The sequence below is a fragment of the Streptomyces agglomeratus genome, assembly GCF_001746415.1.
Classification (GTDB): Bacteria; Actinomycetota; Actinomycetes; order Streptomycetales; family Streptomycetaceae; genus Streptomyces; species Streptomyces agglomeratus.
Genome location: NZ_MEHJ01000001.1, coordinates 1808457 through 1830185, shown reverse-complemented (window position 1 = coordinate 1830185; position 21729 = coordinate 1808457). Strand labels below are relative to the sequence as shown.

Genomic DNA, 21729 nt, shown 5'->3' with positions numbered 1-21729 from the left:
AGGAGACGCCCATGACCGCACTACCTGTGATCGATCTGGAGCACGCCCGCGACGGAGACGAGGTGAAGGTGGCCGACGAGATCTCCCGCGCCTGCACCGAGGTCGGCTTCTTCGTCGTGCGCGGCCACGGCATCGACCGGAAAGTCTTCGACGACGCCTACGAGCTGTCCCTCGACTTCTTCCGCAGGCCGGCGGCGGAGAAGAACGCGCTGCCGATGCGCACGAGCACCGCTCGCGGCGACAACGACTACAGCCCCTACGGCTACAGCGCGCTGCTCTCCGAGAACGCCTACGCGTACACCGGCAAGCAGGGCATGCCGTCCGACTACGTCGAGAAGTTCAGCGTGGGGCGGCTCGTCACCGACGACGCCGAGGAACTGCCCTTCCCCGCCGACGAGCGCGGAGCCGCGCTGCGCGCCGCGCTGAAGACCTACTTCGCCGCCTGCGAGACCGTCGCCGCGCGGTTGACCGAGCTGCTGACCGTCGCCCTCGAACTGCCGCGCGACTTCTTCGCCACCCGTACCGACCGCTCCAACGACTCGCTGCGCTCACAGTTCTACCCGGGCGTACAGCAGGAGTTCGCCAACGACCAGGGCATGGGCGAGCACACCGACGGCACCCTCATCACCCTGCTCACCGAGGACGGCCCCGGCCTCCAGCTGCGCGACCTGAAGGGCGAATGGCTCGACGTCGACGTCCCCGAGCGGGACTGGTTCATCGTCAACATCGGTGACCTCATGGCCCGTTGGTCGAACGACGAGTACGTCTCGACGCCGCACCGCGTGCGGCTCGTCGACAGCCCGCGCCAGTCGATCGTCTTCTTCAAGCTGGCCAACGACGACGCGATCATCGAATGCTTCCCGAAGTTCACCCGGGACCGGGCCGCCGCCTACGAGCCCATCCGGTACGAGGACTTCTCGCTCCAGAAGATGGACGCCCTCTTCGGACGGGAGACCCGGTCATGAAGGTCCACCCCTGCCTCTTCTACGTGCCGGCCTCGCGCCTCGACAAGCTCCTCAAGAACGTGCCCCGCCACTCGGTCGCGCTCGTGCTCGATCTGGAGGACTCCGTCCCCAAGGACGCGAAGCCCACCGCCCGGGAGCGGCTGCGCGACGTCGACCTCACCGGGACCGGACTCGACGGTGTCTCGCTGCGCGTCAACAGCATCGAGACCCCCGACGGGCTGCTCGACATCCAGCTGCTGCTCGCACTCGGCGGTGAGATCGGCGGGCTCCCCCTGGAAACCGTGTTCGTGCCGAAGGTCTGCGGCGCACGCGACGTGGCCGTGTACCGGTCGCTCCTCTCCGGCCTGCCGAACCCGCCGGAGATATGCAGCTTCATCGAGACGGTGGACGCCGTCGAGAACGCCTTCGAGATCGCGGCGGTCAGCGACGGACTCTGCTTCGGGCAGGCCGACCTGGTCGCCGAGATGTGGGCGCCCGACGAGTCCTACCTGGCCCACGCGCGCGCCCGGATGTGCGTGGCCGCGTCGCGCTACGGACTGCCGGTCGTCGACACGAACTCGTTCGAACTGTGGGACATGGACATCGTCCGGGCGCAGAGCGAGGCCGCGAAGCGGTGCGGCTACACCGGCAAGGCGGCCATCCACCCCAAGCAGGTCGACGTCATCGTCGAGACGTTCAGCGTCGCCCCCGAGGAACTGGACCGCCACCACCTGACGATCAAGGACTACGAGGCCGACGAAGCCGGCTTCGCGGTCAGCAAGGACCGGGTGCTCGCCCCGCCCTTCGTCCTGAAGGCCCGGCGCATGATCGCGCTGCACGACGGCATCGCACGCCCCATCCGCTGAACCCACCGAACCGGAGGACATTGTGAGCAACACGATGACGGACATCGCGCGTCAGGCCATGGTCGACGTCTCCGCCTACGACGTCGAGCTGACCGACGGCCGATTCGGGCCCGTACCCGCCGAACTGACCAAGACCCTGATCACCCTGGTCGCGGACGGCGCGGGCCTGGCCGTCTGCCACGGCGCACGAGCGCTGCTGGCCCGCCACGGCATGGACATCCACGACGAGGACGCCGCCGCGGCCGCCCGCGACTACTTCGAGGCGGTCTTCCGCGCGTTCGCCGCGGAGGCCGACATCGCCAAGCACACTCCGCTGGTGATGGGTTACGACCAGGTCGCCGCCATGGACGTGGACGGCTTCAACAAGAACACCAGCTTCACCCCCAACTCGGACCACACCGAGTCGCGCGAGTTCCTCACCACCAAGTGCGTCCACTTCGACGCCGCCACGACGTTCATCGGCAACGTCTACGGCCCGAACACCAACATCACCGGCGGACTGCCCATCGTCGGCAACACCCGGGAGTACTGCCGCACGCAGGGCGTCGAGCCGGCGGACCTCGTCGAGCTGATGCCGCACAGCTACAACGTCGCCGTCCGGCAGGAGCACACCGCCGCGATCCTGTCCGACCACGCGGCCGTCGTGGACGTCGATCTCATTGACGACATGGCCATGGTCGTCCTCAACAACGAGGTCGACGGCGGTCTCGCGCACGCCGGCTCCACGCCGAGCCTCACGGACCCGGCCAAGCCCGGCAAGCGCCCGCTGCGCCACATCGAGCTCCAGTTCGCCGACGGCCAGAACCTGGACAACTGGTACCGCCACTACCGCCTCGGCATACCTGAGGTCAACGTCAAGGTCCCGGACGTGAACACCCCGCAGCACGACCGCTACCACCGGGGCGTGGACAGCGGGCTCGCTGCCGGGACCCCGGCCGGCCAGAGCGACTGAGGCACCGTCACATGTCACTGCCGCACCGCCCGGAGGTACCGGGCATGAACGACGCCGACCACGCAGAGCTGGCGAAACTGCTCGACCTGCTCGGCGCCGACGAGTGGCCCGCGGACCTCCTCGAGGGCCGCGAGTTCTACGACACCTGGGGCACGCCGGTGGCCCCGGACATCGAGGTGACCGAGCGCGAGGTGGGGGGCGTGCCGGCGTACCTGCTCACCCCGCCGCAGGCCGACCCCGCACGGATCGGTCTGTGGCTGCACGGCGGCGGCTATGTGTTCGGCTCGCAGCGCAGCCACGGCAGCATGGTGGGCGAGGCCGCGCGCAGCGCCGGGTTCGCCTTCCTGCACCCGCAGTACCGCCGGGCGCCGGAGCACCGGTTCCCGGCGGCGCTGGAGGACGCGGTGGCCGCCTACACGGCGCTGCTCGACGAGGGCCGGCCGCCGGAGGGGATCGTCGTCGCCGGCGACTCCGCCGGCGGCGGGCTCACCCTCGCCACCCTGCTCGCCCTGCGGGACCGTGGGCTGCCGATGCCGGGAGCCGCGGCCTGCGTGTCCCCCTGGGCGGACCTGGCCGGCACGGGGGAGACCTTCGTGTCCAAGGAGCACATCGACCCGCTCATGACCCGGTCGGTCGTGGCCGACGTCGCGGACGCGTACCTGGCCGGAGCCGCACCCGAGACGCCGTACGCCTCGCCGCTCTACGGAGACGTGCGCGGACTCCCGCCGACGCTCATCCAGGTCGGCGAGCGGGAGATGCTCCACAGCGACTCCGAGCGGTTCGCGGCCAAACTGGCCGAGGCGGGCTCGCCGGTCACGCTCGAAGTCTGGCCCGGGATGGTCCACGTCTGGCATCTGCACCACTCACGGCTGGCCAAGGGGCGGGAGGCGCTGGCCCGGCTGGGCGCGTTCCTCCGTACCGCCGGCGCCGAGGGCTCTAGACAGGAGGAGGCACCGTGCACCTCGGCGACGAAGTGACCGAGACGGTGATGGGACCGCACCGGTTCCGGAACAACCAGCGCATGGTCCCCGCGAGCGAGGCCGCCTGGCAGCTCGCCGCCGACAACGGGATGCTCGACATCCGCGTCGACGCGACGAACGGCCAGAACCGGCTGCGGGACGTGCGTACCGGCCATGAGTTCCTCAACCTGTCCTCATGCTCCTACCTGGGCCTCAACAGCCACCCGACGGTCGTCGAGGCCGGCATCGCGGCCCTGCGGGACGAGCAGATCACGGGACTCGCCATGGCCGAGTTCCGGATCCGCCTCGACGCCGCGCACCGGCTGGAGGACGAGCTGTCGGCACTGTTCGGCACGCGCGTCATCCCCTCGATCTCCTGCGGGGTGATCAGCGCCGCCGTGCTGCCGCTGCTGGCGTCCGGGCACCTCACGGACTCCGGCCCGCTGGTCGTCGTCTTCGACAAGCTCGCGCACTTCTCCATGAACTTCGTCAAGCCCGTGGTGGCCGACGAGGCGATGGTCCTGACCAGCCCGCACAACGACATGCGGTTCCTGGAGGAGGTCTGCCGCACCTACCCGCGCGTGGCGTACGTCTGCGAGGGCCTGTACTCCACCGGCGGCCTCGCCGACCTGGAGGGCATCAAGGCACTCCAGGAGAAGTACGGCATGTACGTCTACCTGGACGACTCCCACGCCCTCTCCACCCAGGGCCCGAACGGCGAGGGGTACGCGCGGTCGGTGTTCCGGGAGCTGGACGACCGGACGATGATCGTCGCCTCGACCGCCAAGGCATTCGGCAGCACCGGCGGGATCGCGATGATCGGTGACTCCGGCGCCTTCGACTTCCTCTACCGTTCCGGTCCGATGGGCTGGTCCCAGGGGCTGCGCACGGCCGCCATCGGGACGACGCTGGGCAGCATCGCCGTACACCGCTCCCTGGAACTCACCGAGCGGCAGAGCCAGCTGGCGGAGAACGTCGCCATCTTCGACCGGCGGATGAAGGGGTACGACGTCCGGGGGTCCGGATCGCACATCAAGTTCGTCACCGTGGGCGACAACGAGCGGGCCGTCCAGCTCTCCAACGCGCTGTACCGGCGCGGATACTACTGCTCGGCCATGTTCTTCCCGATCGTCCCGCGCGGCCGGTCCGGCGTCCGGCTGATGCTGCGCGGCGACATGACGGCGTCCATGACGGAGAACTTCGTCTCCGTCCTCGAAGAGGTACTGGACGAACAGGCATGACATCGACTCCGACCCCGCCGGCCCCGGTCGCACTCGTACGTGCGATCCAGGAGGCGATGTGCGAGGCGCTGCGCGACGGTTCCGTCGGCCGGATGCTGCTGCCGCCGCGGGAGACCGTCGAGGACGCGTCGGGCGCGAAGTTCATCTCGATGCCCGCCGTGTCGCCCGACCACGACCTGTACGTCAACAAGGTCGCGACGATCATGCCGTCGGCGGGCGCGGGCTCCACCGTCACCTCCGTCGTGCCGATGTTCTCCGCCTCCACCGGGCGCTACCTCGGCACGCTGGACGGGGCGACCGTCACCAACCTCAAGTGCGCGGCCGTGACGGCGCTGGTGACCGACCGGTGCGCGGCACCGGACAGCCGGGTTCTCGGGATCATCGGCTCCGGTGTGCAGGCCCGCCAGCAGTTCCTCGGGGTGTCGGCGGTACGCGACCTCGCCCAGGTCCGGATCTGGTCGCGCAGCCCCGCGCACGCCGCGGCCTTCGCGCGGGACATCGAGGCGTCGGCCGCCGGCCGGCCGGTGGACGTCGTCGTCTGCGGCTCCGCCGAGGAGGCCGGCCGGGGCGTCGACATCCTGTCGACCGCGACCACCTCGGCGGTCCCACTGCCGATCCCGGCGGAGCTGCCGGCCCATGCGCACATCAACTGCATGGGCGCGCACACCACCGCGTCGCGTGAGGTGCCCGCCGAGCTGCTGCGTACCAGCGTCGTGATCGTCGAGGACCTGCGCACGGCGATCGCCGAGGCGGGGGAGAGTCATGCGGGCGCCCTTGAGCTGGGCGCCCTGATGTCCGAAGAGGCGGACGGTTTCCCGTGGCGGCGGACGGTGTTCGCCTCCACGGGAAGTGCCTACCTCGACCTGATCACCTGCGCTCATCTGGTGACTTCACAGGCCGCGACCGGGGGCGTCCCGGAGCCGGGCCGCGACCGGTGACGGCAGAACAACTCCGTAACGAGAAGAGGAACATCATGGCCGGCATCGGACGGGAAGAGCGCTCCGGCAGCATCGGCAGAGGGGTGTCCCGGCGATGGCTTGATTTCATGGCGACGGGCTGGCGGGAGGAGGAGGTGGACCTGTCGCCGGTGGCGCAGGTGAAGCACCTGGCGCGGCGGCGCGCTCTGCTGTCGGCGGTGTTCCCGGGTGACACGCTGGTGATCCCGACGGGCAACATCCACTCGCGGACGTTCGGCGCGCCGTACGACTTCCGCGCCGGCAGCGACTTCCTGTGGCTCACCGGTGACCAGGACCCCGACTCGGTGCTCGTCATGCATCCGACGGGGATGGGCCACGACGCGGTCCTGTATGTGCGCCCCAGGTCGGACAGCGCTTCCGGCGCCCAGTACTTGGACATGACCCACGGGGAGATCTGGCACGGGCGTCGGTTCTCGCCGGGGGAGAAGGCGGTGCGTCTGGGGATTGAGACGCGGGTGTTGGGTGAGTTGCCCGGGGTGTTGGGGCGGGTGGCGTCGTCGGACCGGTTGCGGGTGTTGCGGGGTTATGACCGTGGTATCGACGGTGGTCTGGAGCGTGGTGTGTTGCCGGTGACGGCGGGCAATGTGGCGCGTGACGGGTTGTTGGCGAGTGTGTTGTCGGAGTTGCGGTTGGTGAAGGACGAGTGGGAGATCGCGCAGTTGCAGGATGCGGTCGATGCGACGGTGCGTGGTTTTGAGGATGTGGCGCGGCGGTTGCGGCCGGATGGTGTGACGGCTGAGCGGTTTGTTGATGGTGTGTTCGCGTGGCGTGCGCGGGTGGAGGGCAATGGGGTGGGTTACAGCTCTGTTGTGGCTGGTGGTGGGCGTTCGACGATTTTGCACTGGTCGCGGAATGACGGGGTGGTTGAGCCGGGGCAGGTGTTGTTGTTGGACATGGGTGTGGAGAACGTCAATGGTTATACGGCTGATGTGACGCGGGTGTTGCCGGTGTCGGGTTCGTTCAGTGTGGCGCAGCGTGATGTGTACGACATTGTGTATGCGGCGCGGACGGCGGGGCTTGGGGTGTTGGCGCCGGGGGTTGCGTTTGTTGAGGTTCAGGAGGTGTGCAACCGGGTTCTGGCGGAGGGGTTGCGTGGGTTGGGGTTGTTGAGGGGGAGTGTGGAGGAGGCGTTGGATCCGTCGTCGTTGGAGTACCGGCGGTGGTCGTTGCACGGGTTCGGGCACATGTTGGGTCTGGATGTGCATGACTGTGGGCATTCGCGTCCGGAGTTCTACGGGGGTGGGGTGTTGCGGGAGAATCATGTGCTGACGATGGAGCCGGGTCTGTATTTGCAGCCGCATGATGATTTGGTGCCTGCGGAGTTGCGTGGTGTGGGTGTGCGGATCGAGGACGATGTGCAGGTCACGGCGTCGGGTGCGCGGGTGTTGACGGAGGCGTTGCCGACGCAGTCGCACGAGGTGGAGTCCTGGCTCGCCGCGCAGCGTGAGGCCGGCCCCCGGGAACCGGGCACCGATGACCACTGAGCCACCGCCCTCAGTGCGCCCCCGGCGGCCCCTGCCCGGTGAAGGCCGCGGGTGAGCGCTCAGCCACGTCAGCAACTCCCTCGCGGCTTCTGGTGGTTGTGGGCCTCGACGCTGGTGAACCGGGCCGGACTCTTCGTCCTGCCGTTCCTCACCCTCTACCTCACGGTGGAGCGGGGATACTCCGCCACCACCGCCGGCGTGATGGTGGCGTTGTACAGCCTCGGCGGAATTCTCGGATCGCTGGCCGGCGGATCACTCACCGACCGCTGGGGAAGACGGCCGACCATGCTCACCGGGCAACTGGGAGCCGCCGCGTTCACCCTGGGCCTCGGCTTCGCCGAACACCTCGCGATGATCGCGCTGTTGATGACCGCGCTCGGCGTGACGCTGAAGATGTCACAGCCCGCGATGGGGGCGATGCTCGCCGACATCGTGCCCGCCGAAGCCCGGCCACGCGCCTACTCACTGAACTACTGGGCGCTCAACCTCGGTTTCTCGGTCTCCGCGCTGTCGGCGGGCGCGCTCGCCACCTTCGGCTACGTGACGCTGTACGTGGTGGACGCGGCGACCACCCTCCTGTGCGCGCTGCTTGTCTTCCTCAAGCTGCCCGAAACCCGGCCAGAGAAGCCCCCGGCGACGGCCCGGGCGCCCGAGGCACCCCGTGCGTCGATGGCCACCGTGCTGCGCGACCGCAGGTTCATGTGCCTGGTGGGGCTGAACCTGCTCGTCGTCATGGTCTTCACCCAGCGCCATGTGGCGCTGCCCCTGTCCACGGCCGAAGCGGGCCTGTCCACCACGGAGTACGGAACAGTCGCCGCCGTCAACGGCGTCATGATCGTGACACTCCAGCTCCTGGTCACCCGCTACACCCGGATACGGCTCGCCCACCGGGTCCTCGGCGCGGGCGCCCTGCTGGTGGGGGCCTCCGCCGTGCTCAACGCCACGGCGGACACCCTGCTGCTGTTCTGCCTCGCCGCCGTCGTCTACACCCTGGGCGAGATCGTCTACGTACCGACGAGCGAGGCGCAGGTCCCGGCGATGGCCCCCGCGCACGCACGCGGTCGCTACGAGGGGGTCATGGTCCTGTCCTGGTCCGTGGGCGGCTTCGTGGCACCCCTGACGAGCGGCGTGGTCATCGATGCCTACGGCACCGACGCCCTGTGGGCCGTCTGCACGGTCTTCGGCGTACTGGCCGCCCTCGGGTACGTGGCGCTGTTCCGTACGCGCGCCCCGAGGGACACCGCCCCACCGCCGGTCCGAACCGTTCCCCAGGAGTAGAAGATGCAGAACCTCTCGGCGGCTTCCCGCGCGATGACCGCGACGGAGCCGCGCGTCCTGCTCAACGCGTTCGACCACCAGCTCCGGGGATTCCGCACCTTCTGGTTCGACCGCGTCGCACCGGCCGGCCCCGTCGTGCTTCCGGCCGCGCGCGGTGACGAACTGGCCGGGGCGACCACGTATCTCGCCGGCCTGCTGCGCCGAGCGGTACGGAGCCTGGGCGACGACTGCCTTTCCCGGCACCGCGCCCTGGGCCTCGACGAGCGGCTGACCGCCTTCTACGGGGACGAGGAATTCGAGAACAGGTATGCCACCGCCATCGGCAGACCGGACGCGATCCTCACCGGGTCCGGCTGGAAGTTCATCGAGTTCAACTTCTGCTCCGCCACGGGCGGCCAGGTGTACATCCACCTCCTCAACGAGATATGGCGCCATCTGCTGCCCGACGAGGTGTCCGGCGCACTCAGGCTCGCCGACCCCCTGAAGGTACGCACCGAACTGCTGCGCACCGTGGCCGGGGACCACGGCACTACCCCGCGCGTGGCACTCGTCGGGTCGCTCGCCGACGTGGGCATCCGGAGCCGGCGGTACTACGAGATCGAGGTCGACGCGCTGCGCAAGGGAGGGTTCGAGGCGCAGTACTTCGAGACCGACGAGTTCATCGACGCCCTCGCCACGCGCCGCGACGAGTTCCCGCTGGTGCTGGAGAGAATGGTGCCGCAGGAGTGGATCGACACGGGACGGGATCTCGGTCCGCTGCTGAAGATCAAGAAGTCCGGTGCCGTGGTGCTGACACCGCAGAGTTCCTACCAGGCCGCCAACAAGCAGCTCTTCGCGGTGCTGTCCGAGGGGCGGGAGTGGATGACCGACCAGGACCGGGAGTTCGTGCGCACGTACATCCCCTGGTCGCGATCGGTCCGGCAGGAGCGCGTGGAGTACGAGGGGTCCGACTGGGACCTGACCGAGCTGCTCGTGAAGCGGCGGGAGGACTTCGTCCTCAAGCGGTCCGACGGGGACCAGAACTCCGGAGTCCACCTCGGCTCCAGGACGTCAGCGCCCGCATGGGAGGACGTCATCACCGGGGCGAGGAAGGCCGGCACCTGGATTGCTCAGGAGGTGGTCCACAGCGCCGCGATCGACACGGACGTCCTCGACTGCGAGCGCGGCGCGTACACGTCCCTCTCGACCCCCGCGGTGTTCGGCCCGCTCGTCATGGGCGGCCGGATGGCCGGATGCGGCGTCCGCTACGACATCCCCGCTCCGCCGGACGCCGCACCGGGGGCGGCGGCCCCCACCATCCTGGGCACCGTCGGCTGGCACTCCGGCTGATCCGCGCGGTAGGCGCACATCGACCGGCCACCTGTGCTCACATAACACCTGCGACCATGAACAGCCGCTGTATCACAGCGGGTTGTCGGACCCGGGTCACTGCCTCGACACCACGAGGCCGGCCCGTTCAGAGGAGGAAGACCGCATGGCGAACATCGGACGGGAAGAAGTCTCGGGCGCTCACGACTCGGAGATCCCGGCACAGTTCGTGGATTTCATGGCGACGGGCTGGCGGGAGGAGGAGGTGGACCTGACGCCGGTGGCGCAGGTGAAGCACCTGGCGCGGCGGCGCGAGCTGCTGTCGCAGGCGTTCCCGGGTGACACGCTGGTGATCCCGACGGGCAACATCCACTCGCGGACGTTCGGCGCGCCGTACGACTTCCGCGCCGGCAGCGACTTCCTGTGGCTCACCGGTGACCAGGAGCCCGACTCGGTCCTGGTCATGCATCCGACGGCCACCGGTCACGACGCGGTGCTGTACGTGCAGCCGAGGTCGGACGCCACGTCCGGCGCCCAGTACCTCGACCGCATGGACGGGGAGATCTGGCACGGGCGTCGGTTCTCGCCGGGGGAGAAGGCGGTGCGTCTGGGGATTGAGACGCGGGTGTTGGGTGAGTTGCCCGGGGTGTTGGGGCGGGTGGCGTCGTCGGACCGGTTGCGGGTGTTGCGGGGTTATGACCGTGGTATCGACGGTGGTCTGGAGCGTGGTGTGTTGCCGGTGACGGCGGGCAATGTGGCGCGTGACGGGTTGTTGGCGAGTGTGTTGTCGGAGTTGCGGTTGGTGAAGGACGAGTGGGAGATCGCGCAGTTGCAGGATGCGGTCGATGCGACGGTGCGTGGTTTTGAGGATGTGGCGCGGCGGTTGCGGCCGGATGGTGTGACGGCTGAGCGGTTTGTTGATGGTGTGTTCGCGTGGCGTGCGCGGGTGGAGGGCAATGGGGTGGGTTACAGCTCTGTTGTGGCTGGTGGTGGGCGTTCGACGATTTTGCACTGGTCGCGGAATGACGGGGTGGTTGAGCCGGGGCAGGTGTTGTTGTTGGACATGGGTGTGGAGAACGTCAATGGTTATACGGCTGATGTGACGCGGGTGTTGCCGGTGTCGGGTTCGTTCAGTGTGGCGCAGCGTGATGTGTACGACATTGTGTATGCGGCGCGGACGGCGGGGCTTGGGGTGTTGGCGCCGGGGGTTGCGTTTGTTGAGGTTCAGGAGGTGTGCAACCGGGTTCTGGCGGAGGGGTTGCGTGGGTTGGGGTTGTTGAGGGGGAGTGTGGAGGAGGCGTTGGATCCGTCGTCGTTGGAGTACCGGCGGTGGTCGTTGCACGGGTTCGGGCACATGTTGGGTCTGGATGTGCATGACTGTGGGCATTCGCGTCCGGAGTTCTACGGGGGTGGGGTGTTGCGGGAGAATCATGTGCTGACGATGGAGCCGGGTCTGTATTTGCAGCCGCATGATGAGTTGGTGCCTGCGGAGTTGCGTGGTGTGGGTGTGCGGATCGAGGACGATGTGCAGGTCACGGCGTCGGGTGCGCGGGTGTTGACGGAGGCGTTGCCGACGCAGTCGCACGAGGTGGAGTCCTGGCTCGCCGCGCAGCGTGAGGCCGGCCCCCGGGAACCGGGCACCGATGACGTCTGACGAGATGACCCCGGCCGAGCACGAGTTCGACGTCTTCACCGGGCGCCTGGGCATCGAGGTGCCCGCCGACCTCAAGGGCGGAGTCCTGAGCGGATACCAGGGACTGCGGGGCATGACGGCGCTGCTGCGCGGCGTCGACACCGGCCACCGCGGCAGGACCGGCGGCGGGACGGAGGCCGCACATGGCTGACGCCCGAACGGCTAGACGGGCCACGGCCCTGCACGAGCTCTCCGTACCGGAGGCCGGAGCGCTGCTGCGGGCGGGTGAGCTCACCTCGGTCGAGCTCACCCGCCACGCCCTCGACCGGATCACGCGCCTCGACCCCGCGCTCAGCGCCTTCATCCTGGTGACGGGCGAGACGGCGCTCGAACGCGCCGCCGCGGCCGACCGGGACCTGCGGGCCGGGATCGACCGCGGGCCGATGCACGGCATTCCGTACGCGCTCAAGGACATCATCGACGCGGAGGGGGTGCCCACGACCAACGCCTCGCGGCTGTGCGCCGACCACGTCGCGCGCACGGACAGCACGGTCGAGAGCCGGCTGCGCGCCGGCGGCGGCGTCGGACTCGGCAAACTGACCACGTTCGAGTTCGCGGTCGGCGGCCCGAGCTTCGATCTGCCGTTCCCGCCAGCCCGCAACCCCTGGAGCCCCGAGCACGTGCCGAGCGGGTCGTCCTCGGGGTCCGGCGCCGCGGTCGCGGCCGGCCTGGTCCGGGTCACCGTCGGCTCCGACACGAGCGGCTCCACCCGCGGCCCGGCGTTCCACTGCGGCGCCGTAGGGCTCAAGCCGACACGCGGACGGGTGTCGGGCCACGGCATCCAGCCGCTCTCGCACACCTTGGACCAGTTCGGGCCGCTGACCTGGACCGTCGCCGACGCGGCGGCCGCACTTCAGGTCATCGCGGGCGCCGACCCGGCCGACCCGCGCACCGCCGACGTCGAAGTCCCCGACTACGGAGCGCAGTTGGAACGCGGCGTCGCCGGTCTGCGGATCGCGACCTCGCCCGGCTGGTACGCCGACGACCCCGGCACGCTGCCCGAGATCGTCACCGGTATCGAGCGGGCACTCGGTGTGCTCGGCGGCCTCGGCGCCGACGTCGAACAGGTCGTACTGGAGCCGTACGACGTGTTCAACGCGGTCGGCCGGGTCGTCTTCGCGGCAGAGGCGTTCGCCACCCACGAGGACGACCTGCGCCAGCACCCGCGCTCGTTCGGCCGCTACACCTACCAGCGTGTGATGCCCGGCGCGGGGATCGGGGCGGCCGACCTGCTGCGGGCCCACGAGGTCCGCCGCATGCTGACCCGGCGGCTCGACGAGACCGTCTTCGCCGGTCACGACGTGCTGATCACCGCGTGCGGCCAGACGACCGCCGCTCGCTGGAGCGACTTCCCCGAGAACTGGCCGCCGCCCAAGCTCGCCAACGACATGCAGACGATCCCGTTCAGCGTCACCGGCCACCCGGCCCTGTCGCTGCCGATCGGCTTCGCCGACAACGGCCTGCCCATCGGTCTGCAAATCATCGGACGGCCCTTCGAGGAGGCGACCGTCTTCAGGGTGGCGGCGGCGCTGGAGAGCGCACTGGGGCGGCGCGACCGACGTCCGCCGGAGCCCGACAGCGGAGGCAACCCATGACCCCTGAGCCGATGACCCGTGAACCGACTCTGGCGACCGACTACGCGTCGGGCGCGCTGAGCAAGGACACACCGGAGGAGTTCGAGCGACTGCGGCTGCTCCAGGAGTGGGGTGATCCGGACACCCGTACCGTCCTGCGGACAGCGGGCATCGGCCGCGACTGGCGGTGCCTGGAGATAGGCGCGGGCGCCGGGGCCGTCGCACGGTGGATGGCCGAGCAGTGCCCGGACGGCTCCGTCGTCGCCGTCGACATCGACACCCGGTACCTCGCCGACGAGCTGCCCAACCTGGAGTGGCGCACCGGCGACATACGCGAACTCGACTTCGCACCCGGCGAGTTCGACCTGGTCCACTCCCGGCTGACCTTCTGCCACCTGCCCGAGCGGGAGGCCCTGGTCGAGAAGGCGGTGCGGTGGCTCAAGCCCGGGGGACGGCTCGCGCTCGGCGACGCGATGTGCATGCCGGCCGCGGGCTCGGTGTACGAGCCGGTCCGCCGCTTCTTCGGGGCCCTGGAGGAGGGGTGGGCCGCGCAGGGCTCCGACATGCTGGGGTGGGCGCAGACGATCCCGTCCCGGCTGGCGCGCGCCGGGCTGCGTGACATCGGTGTCCTGACCCGGGCCAACTGCATCGGCGAGCAGGGCCCCTACGGCGCGCTGACCGCCGCCAACATCCGTCAGGAGGGCGCCTACCTGGTCGCCTCCGGTCTGCTGGAACAGACGGACGTCGACGCGGTGATCGCCCTGTGCGACGATCCCGGGTTCACCGACCTCCGCTCGATCACGGTCTACGCCTCGGGCCGCAAACCCGCCGACGACGGGCGCGGCGCCGGGTAGCTTGGACCTGTGCAGCTGTTTGTGACTCCTCCGCCGCCCGCCTTCTAGGTGGGCGGTCCCGCCCAGCCACCCCGGCCGTCGCCGGGGTGGCTGGGTGCGTTGCCCACGCGGACATCGTGACGGCAACCAATCGAGGAGATCTCAGGTGCAGTCCTCTTCAGCCCTGCCCGGCCGGCAGGGCGTTCTCTACGTCGCGATCGCGGCGACAGCGTGGGGCACCGGCGGCGCCGTGGCCGCCGAGCTGTACGACGTCGGCGGGATCGGTCCCGTCTCCGTCTCCTTCTGGCGGTTCGTGACCGGGCTCATGGTGCTCCTGACAGCCCACCTGGTCCGGCGCTCCCGGCGGCCCGGCACGGCGTCGTTACGGGGGTGGTTCACCGCGAACAGCCGGCAGGCCATGGTCACGGGCTTCGGGCTGGCCGTGTACCAGACCGCCTACTTCGCCTCGGTGCAACAGGCCGGGCTCACGGTGGCGACGGTGGTGACCCTCGGTTCGGGGCCCCTGCTGGTCACCGTCGGAGCCCGGCTCATGCTGGCCGAACGCCAGGGCGCCGCCGGCACCTGCGCCGTGGTGAGCGGCGTCGCCGGCCTGGTGATGCTGACGACGGGCGCCGACGCGAACACCGGCCCCCACCCCCTCCTGGGTATCGGGTACGCGCTGCTGTCCGCCGTCGGCTACGCGGGCGTGACCCTGCTGGGGCGCGCTTCCGGCCGCAGGCACACCGGTGGTGCGTTCGAGTCGACGGTGACCGGCTTCGCGGTGGGGACCGTCTGCCTGCTGCCCATGGCTCTCCTGGAAGGACTGCTGCCCGGCATGGAGCGTGCGGTACCGACCCTGGGGCTGATGCTCTACCTGGGGGCGGTGCCGACCGCGCTGGCGTACACGCTCTTCTTCACCGGCCTCGGCGCCGTACGGGCCGCGACGGCCTCCGTGGTCGCCCTGGTCGAACCGCTCACCGCCGCGGTCATCGGCATCGCGGTCTTCGGTGAACGGCTGAACGCGGTCGTCCTCACCGGTACGGCGCTGATGCTGTGCGCGGTGCTCTTCCTCGCCGCCGGCGAAGGGCCCCGCCCGGCGCCGCTCCCCGCGTCACCCCATGGGGACCCGGCCCGCACCGGGCCCACCGCACCCGACCCGGCCCGGCCGGCCAAGGACTGAGCAAGAAGCGGCGGGGAGCGGACGGCCGCGGCCCACTGGCCCCCGCGGCTTTGGTTCCGGCCTGCACCCGGTCCGGCCTTCGAGGACGAGCCTGTTCCCGGTCGGCCGGTTCGGCACGACTGCGCCCGCCCACCGCCCCCGAAGGCAGAGGGGGGCAGGTGGGCGGGCGCGGCGAAAACAGCAGGCGGTCAGAGCGTGCCGGCGAGGGCGATGGAGCCGAGCGGGGTGGCGGCGGCGCATCCCCGCGCTCGCCGGCCCGTCCGTCGCGTCCGGCTTGGCGGCTACAGCCAGTCACGCTTCTTGAAGATGACGTACAGGCTCGTACACACCACCGCCATCAGCAGGATCGCGAAGGGATAGCCGAACGCCCAGTCCAGCTCCGGCATCGCCTCGAAGTTCATCCCGTAAATGGTCCCGACCAGTGTGGGGGCGAAGAGAATCGCCGCCCAGGCCGAGATCTTCTTGATCTCCTCGTTCTGCTCGAAGCCCGCTTCGGCCAGTGCCCGCATCTCCGCGTTCTGCTGCTGGGTGACCAGCGTGGAGTTGACCGTGAGGATGTCGGCCAGGGCCTGGCGGAAGCCGTCGACGCGCTCGCTGGTGTGGGTGACGTGGTCGGCCACGTCGCGCAGGTAGCGCTGGAGTTCCTCGTCCGTACGGTACTTCGCGAAGCCCGCCATCAGGTTGTGCAGCATGCCGACCAGGGGGCGGGTGGCGCGCTGGAACTCGACCATCTCGCGGGAGAGTTCGTAGATGCGGCGCGAGACCTCGGGATCGCCGCGGAAGACCTCCGTCTCGATCTCGTCGATGTCGTTCTGCACGCCCTCCACCACCGGGGCGTATCCGTCGACCACGGCGTCGAGGATCGCGTACAGCACGGCCTCGGGCCCCAGCGCCAGCAGCTCGGGGGTCTCCTCCATGCGCCTGCGGACCGCGGAGAGGTCGGGCGCGGCGCCGTGGCGGACCGTGATGACGAAGTCCCGGCCGACGAAGACGTGCAGCTCGCCGAAGTCGACCTCCTCCGCGGCGTCGAGGTAGCGCGCCGCCCGCAGGACGACGAACAGCGTCTCGCCGTAGCGCTCCAGCTTCGGACGCTGATGGGCCTCCAGGGCGTCCTCGACGGCGAGCGGGTGCAGGTCGAACTCGGTGGCGAGGGAGTGGATCTCGTCCTCGGACGGCCGGTGCAGGCCGATCCAGGCCATGCCGGACGGGTACTCGCGCAGTTCGCGGAAGGTGTCGGCGAGCGAGTCGGGAGTGGAGACGCGGCGGCCGTCCCGGTAGAGGGCGGCGTGCACCACGCTGGCGCCGTCTCGCGGTACGCCGTCCACGGCCGGACCGCCGTCCGCACCCGACGAGCCGGCGGGCGGCACGGCCGGAGGCGGGGTCTGCTTGCGCCAGGCGTGCTTCATGGGGGACAGGGCGGGACGGACACGTCGCTCCGTCATCGCAGATCTCACCTCCCGCGTGGACCGGGAGCGCGCGAACCGGGCGCGCCATCGGGCACGGGCAGGATATACATCCTAAATGTCGCCGGCACCCATCCGCGATCCGCCGCCGCGGACCGAACCTGTCCGCAAGGGTGGGTAGCGTGCGCAGCATGGCCTCGCAGAAGACGAACCCGGGACCCGCGCCGACCGTTCTGAGCACGCGCGCCCTCAATCGCGCCACCCTGGCGCGCCAGCTCCTACTCCGGCGCACCCCGATGTCCGCGAAGGACGCCGTCGCGCACCTCGTCGGCCTCCAGGCGCAGAACACCAAGCCGCCGTACTACCAGCTCGCGGCCCGCCTCCAGGGCTTCGACCCCGAGGAGCTGTCGGGGCTGATGGCCTCGCGCGAGGTGGGCCGCATGGTCACCCTGCGCTCCACCATCCACACCCACACCGCGGACGACTGCCTCACGCTGCGCCCGCTCGTGCAGGCCGCGCGCGACCGCGAGCTGAACCTGTTCCGCAAGGGGCTCACGGGCGTGGACCTGGCCCGGCTGGCGGCGACGACCCGCGATCACGTCGAGGAGCGGCCCCGGACCCTGAAGGAGATCCGGGAGCTGCTGCTGAAGGAGTGGCCCGAAGCGGAGCCGCTCGCCCTCTCGGTCGCCGCGCGCTGCCTGCTGCCGCTGGTGCAGGTGACGCCGCGCGGGCTGTGGGGCAAGAGCGGGCAGGTGGCGCTGACCACCGCCGAGAAGTGGTTCGGCCGGGAGTCCGAACCGGTCCCGTCCCCCGACGCGACCGTACTGCGCTACCTCGCCGCGTTCGGTCCGGCCTCGGTCAAGGACATGCAGACCTGGTGCGGGCTGACGCGGCTGAGGGACACGTTCGAGCGGCTGCGGCCACGGCTCGTCACGTTCCAGGACGTACACGGCGTCGAGCTCTTCGACCTTCCGGACGCGCCCCGGCCGGACGAGGACACTCCCGCGCCGCCCCGCTTCCTGCCGGAGTTCGACAACCTGCTGCTGTCCCACGCGGACCGCACGCGGGTGGTGCCGGCGGAGTACAAGGCGCGCGCCTGGAGGGGCAACCAGAGTCACTGCACGTTCCTGGTGGACGGCTTCCTGGCGGGGATCTGGCGGCTGGAGGAGGCCGGGGGAGGAGCCGCCGCCACCCTGACCGTCGAGCCCTTCGCCGCGCTCGGCCGGGCGCAGCAGGCGGCGCTGGTGGAGGAGGCCGGGTACGTCCTGGCCACCCTGACGCCGGCCGGCACGCGCGAGGTGCGCTTCGGTGTCTTCTCCGGGTAGGTCCGCCGCGTGGTGGGTCAGATCCAGTACGACGAGGCCCCAGGCATCCACACAGTGGCCCTGGGGCCTTTCAGCGCCCGCGGGTACGTGGACAGCCCGGAGAAGTTCATACGGGCGAGACCACCTCTCGGGATGCGGGCCAGGGGCTCGCCTGGGACAGCAAGACCAAGCGCGGCCGTGGCCGCTTCATGTTCGTGTCCGTCCTGCGCAGTGCCCGAGACGCGTGGGACTGCTACCGCGGCGAGGCCCCTGCCCCTGAGATTGCTCAGGTGGCCGCCGAGTGGCGCCCCCGGAGATCGAGCCCGTCTGTACGTGCGGACTCCCGCACGGCCTTGTGTGCCGCTTCTGCGGCATGGATATGGAGCGCCACTGCTACCGGCACGAGCCGGTCACTGAGGTACACCGCTGCACGACGTGAGGAGCACCGCATGCAGGACGGATCAGCAATACCGGAGAAAAAGCCGTTGCGTGGCTGAAGCAGCGCGTCAGCGAAGAGAGTGAGCTGGCCGTCTCTGTCGAGTGGTCCGTCAACACGGAGCGCGACGAGGACGCCTACCGCCGCCTGCTAATGCTGTCGTTCTCCCCGCACGTTGACAGTCCTGGGGCATAGGCTGCCCGCCACATGGGTGACCCCGGAGCGCGGACACGCTGCCGGGGTCTGGCCAGTCGGGAAGGACTGACATGACAAAGACTCTCACGCGGGCCGTCGAGTCGGTGCAGCGAGCCGTGGACGGCTTGCGCGCAGTTGACTATCTGCGGGTGTCGACAGAGGAACAGACCAAGGGCTACGGCATCGCCTACACCGGCAAGCGCACCAAGGCCCACATCGCCAAGAAGGGCTGGAGCCACGTCGACACCTACGCCGACGAGGGGTTCAGCGGCAGTCTCGACCACACTCAGCGCCCGGACCTCAAGCGCCTCATGGCAGACGCCCGGCAGATTCCGTGCCCCTTCGATGTGGTCGTCGTCCAAGAAGAGCGCGCCATCGGCCGGCGCGACCGCGCCTTCTGGCCCTGGGTCTGGAAGCTCGAAGACCTTGGGATCTTCGTTGCCGTCGTCCGCGGGGACTACGACAACACCAGCGAAGAGGGCCGCTCCCGCATGCGCAGGGAGCAGGACCGCGCGGAAGACGAGCGGGTCACCATCCGTGACCGCACACAGGGCGGCGTGCAGGAGAAGGCGGAGACTGGCGGGCACCTTGGAGGGGTCGCCCCGTACGGCTACCGCATCGAGAACAAGGGCGTGAAGGGCGAAAGCCGGATCGTGCTCGACACGGGTGACGCCCATGAGGGCTACCCCATCCTGCACCGAGCCTTCCGCTACATCGTCGAGGAGGGGATGTGTTGCGCGGAGGTCGAGGACATGTACAACGCGGAGCGGATTCCCGGCCCGGCCCTGGACTACTGGCCGCGAGGCTCCTTGAGGCACGTACTCACCGGACAGGCCATCCAGGAGGCAGTACGCGTCTTCCGGAACCCCAAGGGCCCGAAGGTCCGCTTGGACGCGGACGGCAACCCGCTGTTCGGGGAGACCGTCTCCATCGAGCTGGAGCCCGTCTTCACGAAGGCGCAAATGGAGCGCCTGAACAAGGCCCTTGCCCGCACCTCCAGCGGTCCCCGGACTGAGGAAGCGGCGGTCTATCCGTTGAGCAAGCACATCATCAGCACGTGCGGCCGGCTCCGCACTGGCGTGAGCAACATCGGGAATGACAAAGGCCGGGCCTACCGATGTACGGGTAAGAACCAGCAAGGCACGAGCAAGGCGAAGTGCGACTGCGCGCAGATCGACGCCGCGGCCCTGGAGAGCCGCGTCTGGTCGGAGACGTGCCGGATGCTGGAAGACCCGGATCGCGTCCGGCAGATGACGCAGGACTGGGTGGAACTGGCCGAGAGCAACGGCGTGGACTACGAGGCCCGGGTCAAGGAACTCAATGAGCTGATCGAGGAGCAAGAAGGCACGATCGACGCCACCACTGAAGCCACGGCACGCAGGGCTCGGCGCAAAGGGCTCGACAAGAAGGCGACGCAAGAGGCCATTACCCGCGCAACGCGGGACCTTGAGGCCAAGCTGGCCGATCTTGAAAAGCTCAGGAACGAAGCGCTGGCGTGGCAGGCGGACATGCAGGGCAGCATCGACCGGGCGCAGGACCTCGGCTGGCTGGCCGACACTGCCCGCGTACGCCTGCACTCCATGAACGCCCGGCAGCAGGAGGACATCATGGACCTTCTGGACCTGCGGGTGACGATCCTCGGGGAGGCCCCCCGCAAGACTCGCAGGGACGACCAGATCAGCGCCTGGTTCCGTGAGCGTGAGCGCGTCGTCCCGAACCTCACAGACGGCGCCTGGGAGCTTGTGGAGCCCATTCTGAAGGCCCGCAGGGGCCGGCGCCCTGCGGACGCGCGGGGACTGCTGGACGCACTGCTCACGAAGGCTCGTACAGGCTGCGCCTGGAACGATCTGAAATACGGCAACGTAGCCAGCATCTGGACCCGCTGGCTGAAGTCAGGGCTTTGGGATGACCTCATGGAAGCCCTTGCACTGGCGTCGGGAGAGCCGGCACGGGACGCGATCACGTTGCCTCCGCTGCGTATTGAGGGGCGCATTGATCCGCGCCTGTTCATTGGGGAAGATCAGTCGCCTGATCATGAGGACCCGTTCAAGGCGTCCCACTACAAGATCTCGCCGTTCGAGCTGGAGAGCGCGCTGCTGGAGCACGAGGCGGTGGCCGAGGCGGCGGTCGTGCCCGCCCCGGACCCGCTGCGGCTTGCCGTGCCGAAGGCGTATGTCGTACTCGCCGAGGGCTGGGAGCCGGGGCCCGCCACGGCCAGGGTGCTCTTCGCCCACTCGCGGTCGGTGCTCGCTCCCTACCAGCGGATCCGGCGCATCGAATTCGCCGAACTGCCCAGGACCGTGTCCGGCAAGATCCGCCGGATCGAGCTGCGTGAGCGTACGGCGAAGGGCTCCGGCGCCGAGTACGACGAGGGGGACCTGCGATGAGGGCCAACGCGTATACGCACGGGACCGGCACCACGCCGCTCCTCGGCGACACGATCGGCCAGAACCTCGACCGGGCCGTCGCGGCGTACCCGGACCGCGAGGCGCTGGTCGACGTCGCGGCCGGCACCCGGTGGACGTACGCCGAATTCGGCTCGGCCGTGGACCAGCTCGTGCGCGGGCTGCTCGGGCCCGGGGTGGCGAAGGGCGACCGGGTCGGGATCTGGGCGGTGAACTGCGCGGAGTGGGTGCTCGTGCAGTACGCGACGGCCCGGATCGGCGTGATCATGGTGAACATCAATCCGGCCTACCGGGCGCACGAGCTCGCGTACGTGCTCGACCAGGCCGGTGTCTCCGTCCTCTTCGCCTCCCGGTCCCACAGGACGAGCGACTACCGCGCGCTGATCGGCCAGGTGCGGCCGGACTGCACCGAGCTGCGGGCCGTCCACTACATCGACGACGGTTCGTGGGACGTGCTGCTCGACGCGGCCCGGCGGGTCACCGACGCCCAACTGGCCTCGTACGCACCCGAGTTGTCGTGCGACGATCCGGTGAACATCCAGCACACCTCGGGTACGACCGGCTTCTCCAAGGGGCCACTCTCTCCCACCACAACATCCTCAACAACGGTTACTTCGTAGGGGAGATGGTCGGCTACACCGAGCGGGACCGGATCTGTCTGCCCGTCCCCTTCTATCATTGCTTCAAGTGGTATCGC

At 69.6% G+C, this 21729-nt stretch carries 17 protein-coding genes and 1 pseudogene; 17 read left to right on the top strand and 1 reads right to left on the bottom strand.

Annotated elements, in window-relative coordinates:
- The first annotated feature begins 11 nt into the window (after nucleotides 1–11).
- The 14 genes from AS594_RS07730 (at nucleotide 12) to AS594_RS07665 (ending at nucleotide 15289) form a co-directional block, all read left to right on the top strand.
- Entirely contained in the window at nucleotides 12–965 is a 954-nt protein-coding gene (locus AS594_RS07730) for an isopenicillin N synthase family dioxygenase (protein ID WP_069926272.1), read from the top strand.
- Nucleotides 962–1810 (top strand): HpcH/HpaI aldolase/citrate lyase family protein, encoded by an 849-nt coding sequence (locus AS594_RS07725; RefSeq protein ID WP_069926271.1) that lies wholly within the window; start codon nucleotides 962–964, stop codon nucleotides 1808–1810. Before AS594_RS07730 ends, AS594_RS07725 begins: the two co-directional genes overlap by 4 nt.
- A gap of 22 nt (nucleotides 1811–1832) precedes the next feature.
- A complete protein-coding gene (locus AS594_RS07720) occupies nucleotides 1833–2762 on the top strand; it encodes a hypothetical protein (protein ID WP_079144746.1) in 930 nt (309 codons plus the stop codon).
- A gap of 44 nt (nucleotides 2763–2806) precedes the next feature.
- Nucleotides 2807–3739, top strand: coding sequence for an alpha/beta hydrolase (locus tag AS594_RS07715; RefSeq protein WP_069930339.1), 933 nt, complete (start codon nucleotides 2807–2809; stop codon nucleotides 3737–3739).
- A complete protein-coding gene (locus AS594_RS07710) occupies nucleotides 3718–4962 on the top strand; it encodes an aminotransferase class I/II-fold pyridoxal phosphate-dependent enzyme (RefSeq protein WP_240508961.1) in 1245 nt (414 codons plus the stop codon). Before AS594_RS07715 ends, AS594_RS07710 begins: the two co-directional genes overlap by 22 nt.
- Complete coding sequence (locus AS594_RS07705; RefSeq protein ID WP_069926270.1) at nucleotides 4959–5900, top strand: ornithine cyclodeaminase family protein; 942 nt, start codon at nucleotides 4959–4961, stop codon at nucleotides 5898–5900. Before AS594_RS07710 ends, AS594_RS07705 begins: the two co-directional genes overlap by 4 nt.
- 35 nt (nucleotides 5901–5935) lie before the next feature.
- On the top strand, nucleotides 5936–7423 hold the full coding sequence (locus tag AS594_RS07700) for an aminopeptidase P family protein (protein ID WP_069935051.1): 1488 nt from the start codon (nucleotides 5936–5938) through the stop codon (nucleotides 7421–7423).
- Between the two features lie 51 nt (nucleotides 7424–7474).
- Nucleotides 7475–8701: an MDR family MFS transporter gene (locus tag AS594_RS07695; protein WP_069933239.1), complete on the top strand. Its 1227-nt coding sequence runs from the start codon at nucleotides 7475–7477 to the stop codon at nucleotides 8699–8701.
- 3 nt (nucleotides 8702–8704) lie between these two features.
- On the top strand, nucleotides 8705–10030 hold the full coding sequence (locus AS594_RS07690) for a hypothetical protein (RefSeq protein WP_069933240.1): 1326 nt from the start codon (nucleotides 8705–8707) through the stop codon (nucleotides 10028–10030).
- Nucleotides 10031–10175: 145 nt separating this feature from the next.
- The gene (locus tag AS594_RS07685; protein ID WP_069933241.1) at nucleotides 10176–11663 is read left to right on the top strand and encodes an aminopeptidase P family protein; all 1488 of its coding nucleotides are present in this window, start codon (nucleotides 10176–10178) and stop codon (nucleotides 11661–11663) included.
- On the top strand, nucleotides 11653–11853 hold the full coding sequence (locus AS594_RS07680; protein ID WP_069926266.1) for a hypothetical protein: 201 nt from the start codon (nucleotides 11653–11655) through the stop codon (nucleotides 11851–11853). Before AS594_RS07685 ends, AS594_RS07680 begins: the two co-directional genes overlap by 11 nt.
- Nucleotides 11846–13297, top strand: a complete 1452-nt coding sequence (locus tag AS594_RS07675) for an amidase (protein ID WP_069926265.1) — start codon at nucleotides 11846–11848, stop codon at nucleotides 13295–13297. Before AS594_RS07680 ends, AS594_RS07675 begins: the two co-directional genes overlap by 8 nt.
- Nucleotides 13294–14130, top strand: a complete 837-nt coding sequence (locus AS594_RS07670; protein ID WP_079144747.1) for a class I SAM-dependent methyltransferase — start codon at nucleotides 13294–13296, stop codon at nucleotides 14128–14130. The genes AS594_RS07675 and AS594_RS07670 overlap by 4 nt, the downstream gene beginning before the upstream one ends.
- 145 nt (nucleotides 14131–14275) lie before the next feature.
- Nucleotides 14276–15289, top strand: a complete 1014-nt coding sequence (locus tag AS594_RS07665; RefSeq protein ID WP_069926263.1) for a DMT family transporter — start codon at nucleotides 14276–14278, stop codon at nucleotides 15287–15289.
- Between the two features lie 281 nt (nucleotides 15290–15570).
- On the opposite strand, the gene AS594_RS07660 is transcribed toward AS594_RS07665, so the two are convergent.
- Entirely contained in the window at nucleotides 15571–16731 is a 1161-nt protein-coding gene (locus AS594_RS07660; RefSeq protein WP_069926262.1) for a magnesium and cobalt transport protein CorA, read from the bottom strand.
- Nucleotides 16732–16883: 152 nt separating this feature from the next.
- Here AS594_RS07660 and AS594_RS07655 point away from each other — a divergent pair, with 152 nt between their 5' ends.
- From AS594_RS07655 to AS594_RS07645, 3 genes and pseudogenes are all read left to right on the top strand, one after another.
- Nucleotides 16884–18017: a winged helix DNA-binding domain-containing protein gene (locus AS594_RS07655; RefSeq protein ID WP_069933964.1), complete on the top strand. Its 1134-nt coding sequence runs from the start codon at nucleotides 16884–16886 to the stop codon at nucleotides 18015–18017.
- 681 nt (nucleotides 18018–18698) lie between these two features.
- Entirely contained in the window at nucleotides 18699–21014 is a 2316-nt protein-coding gene (locus tag AS594_RS07650; RefSeq protein ID WP_069933243.1) for a recombinase family protein, read from the top strand.
- Nucleotides 21011–21717, top strand: a pseudogene (locus AS594_RS07645) (AMP-binding protein); the annotation flags it as partial. The gene AS594_RS07650 and the pseudogene AS594_RS07645, both read left to right, overlap by 4 nt.
- Nucleotides 21718–21729: the final 12 nt, after the last annotated feature.

Excerpts from the sequence above, each read along its gene's own strand:
- AS594_RS07685 (WP_069933241.1), top strand. The coding sequence starts at position 10,176 with ATGGCGAACATCGGACGGGAAGAAGTCTCGGGCGCTCACGACTCGGAG.
- AS594_RS07730 (WP_069926272.1), top strand. The coding sequence starts at position 12 with ATGACCGCACTACCTGTGATCGATCTGGAGCACGCCCGCGACGGAGAC.
- AS594_RS07655 (WP_069933964.1), top strand. The coding sequence starts at position 16,884 with ATGGCCTCGCAGAAGACGAACCCGGGACCCGCGCCGACCGTTCTGAGC.
- AS594_RS07650 (WP_069933243.1), top strand. The coding sequence starts at position 18,699 with ATGACAAAGACTCTCACGCGGGCCGTCGAGTCGGTGCAGCGAGCCGTG.
- AS594_RS07715 (WP_069930339.1), top strand. The coding sequence starts at position 2,807 with ATGAACGACGCCGACCACGCAGAGCTGGCGAAACTGCTCGACCTGCTC.
- AS594_RS07725 (WP_069926271.1), top strand. The coding sequence starts at position 962 with ATGAAGGTCCACCCCTGCCTCTTCTACGTGCCGGCCTCGCGCCTCGAC.
- AS594_RS07670 (WP_079144747.1), top strand. The coding sequence starts at position 13,294 with ATGACCCCTGAGCCGATGACCCGTGAACCGACTCTGGCGACCGACTAC.
- AS594_RS07705 (WP_069926270.1), top strand. The coding sequence starts at position 4,959 with ATGACATCGACTCCGACCCCGCCGGCCCCGGTCGCACTCGTACGTGCG.
- AS594_RS07660 (WP_069926262.1), bottom strand. The coding sequence starts at position 16,731 with ATGACGGAGCGACGTGTCCGTCCCGCCCTGTCCCCCATGAAGCACGCC.
- AS594_RS07675 (WP_069926265.1), top strand. The coding sequence starts at position 11,846 with ATGGCTGACGCCCGAACGGCTAGACGGGCCACGGCCCTGCACGAGCTC.
- AS594_RS07680 (WP_069926266.1), top strand. The coding sequence starts at position 11,653 with ATGACGTCTGACGAGATGACCCCGGCCGAGCACGAGTTCGACGTCTTC.
- AS594_RS07700 (WP_069935051.1), top strand. The coding sequence starts at position 5,936 with ATGGCCGGCATCGGACGGGAAGAGCGCTCCGGCAGCATCGGCAGAGGG.
- AS594_RS07690 (WP_069933240.1), top strand. The coding sequence starts at position 8,705 with ATGCAGAACCTCTCGGCGGCTTCCCGCGCGATGACCGCGACGGAGCCG.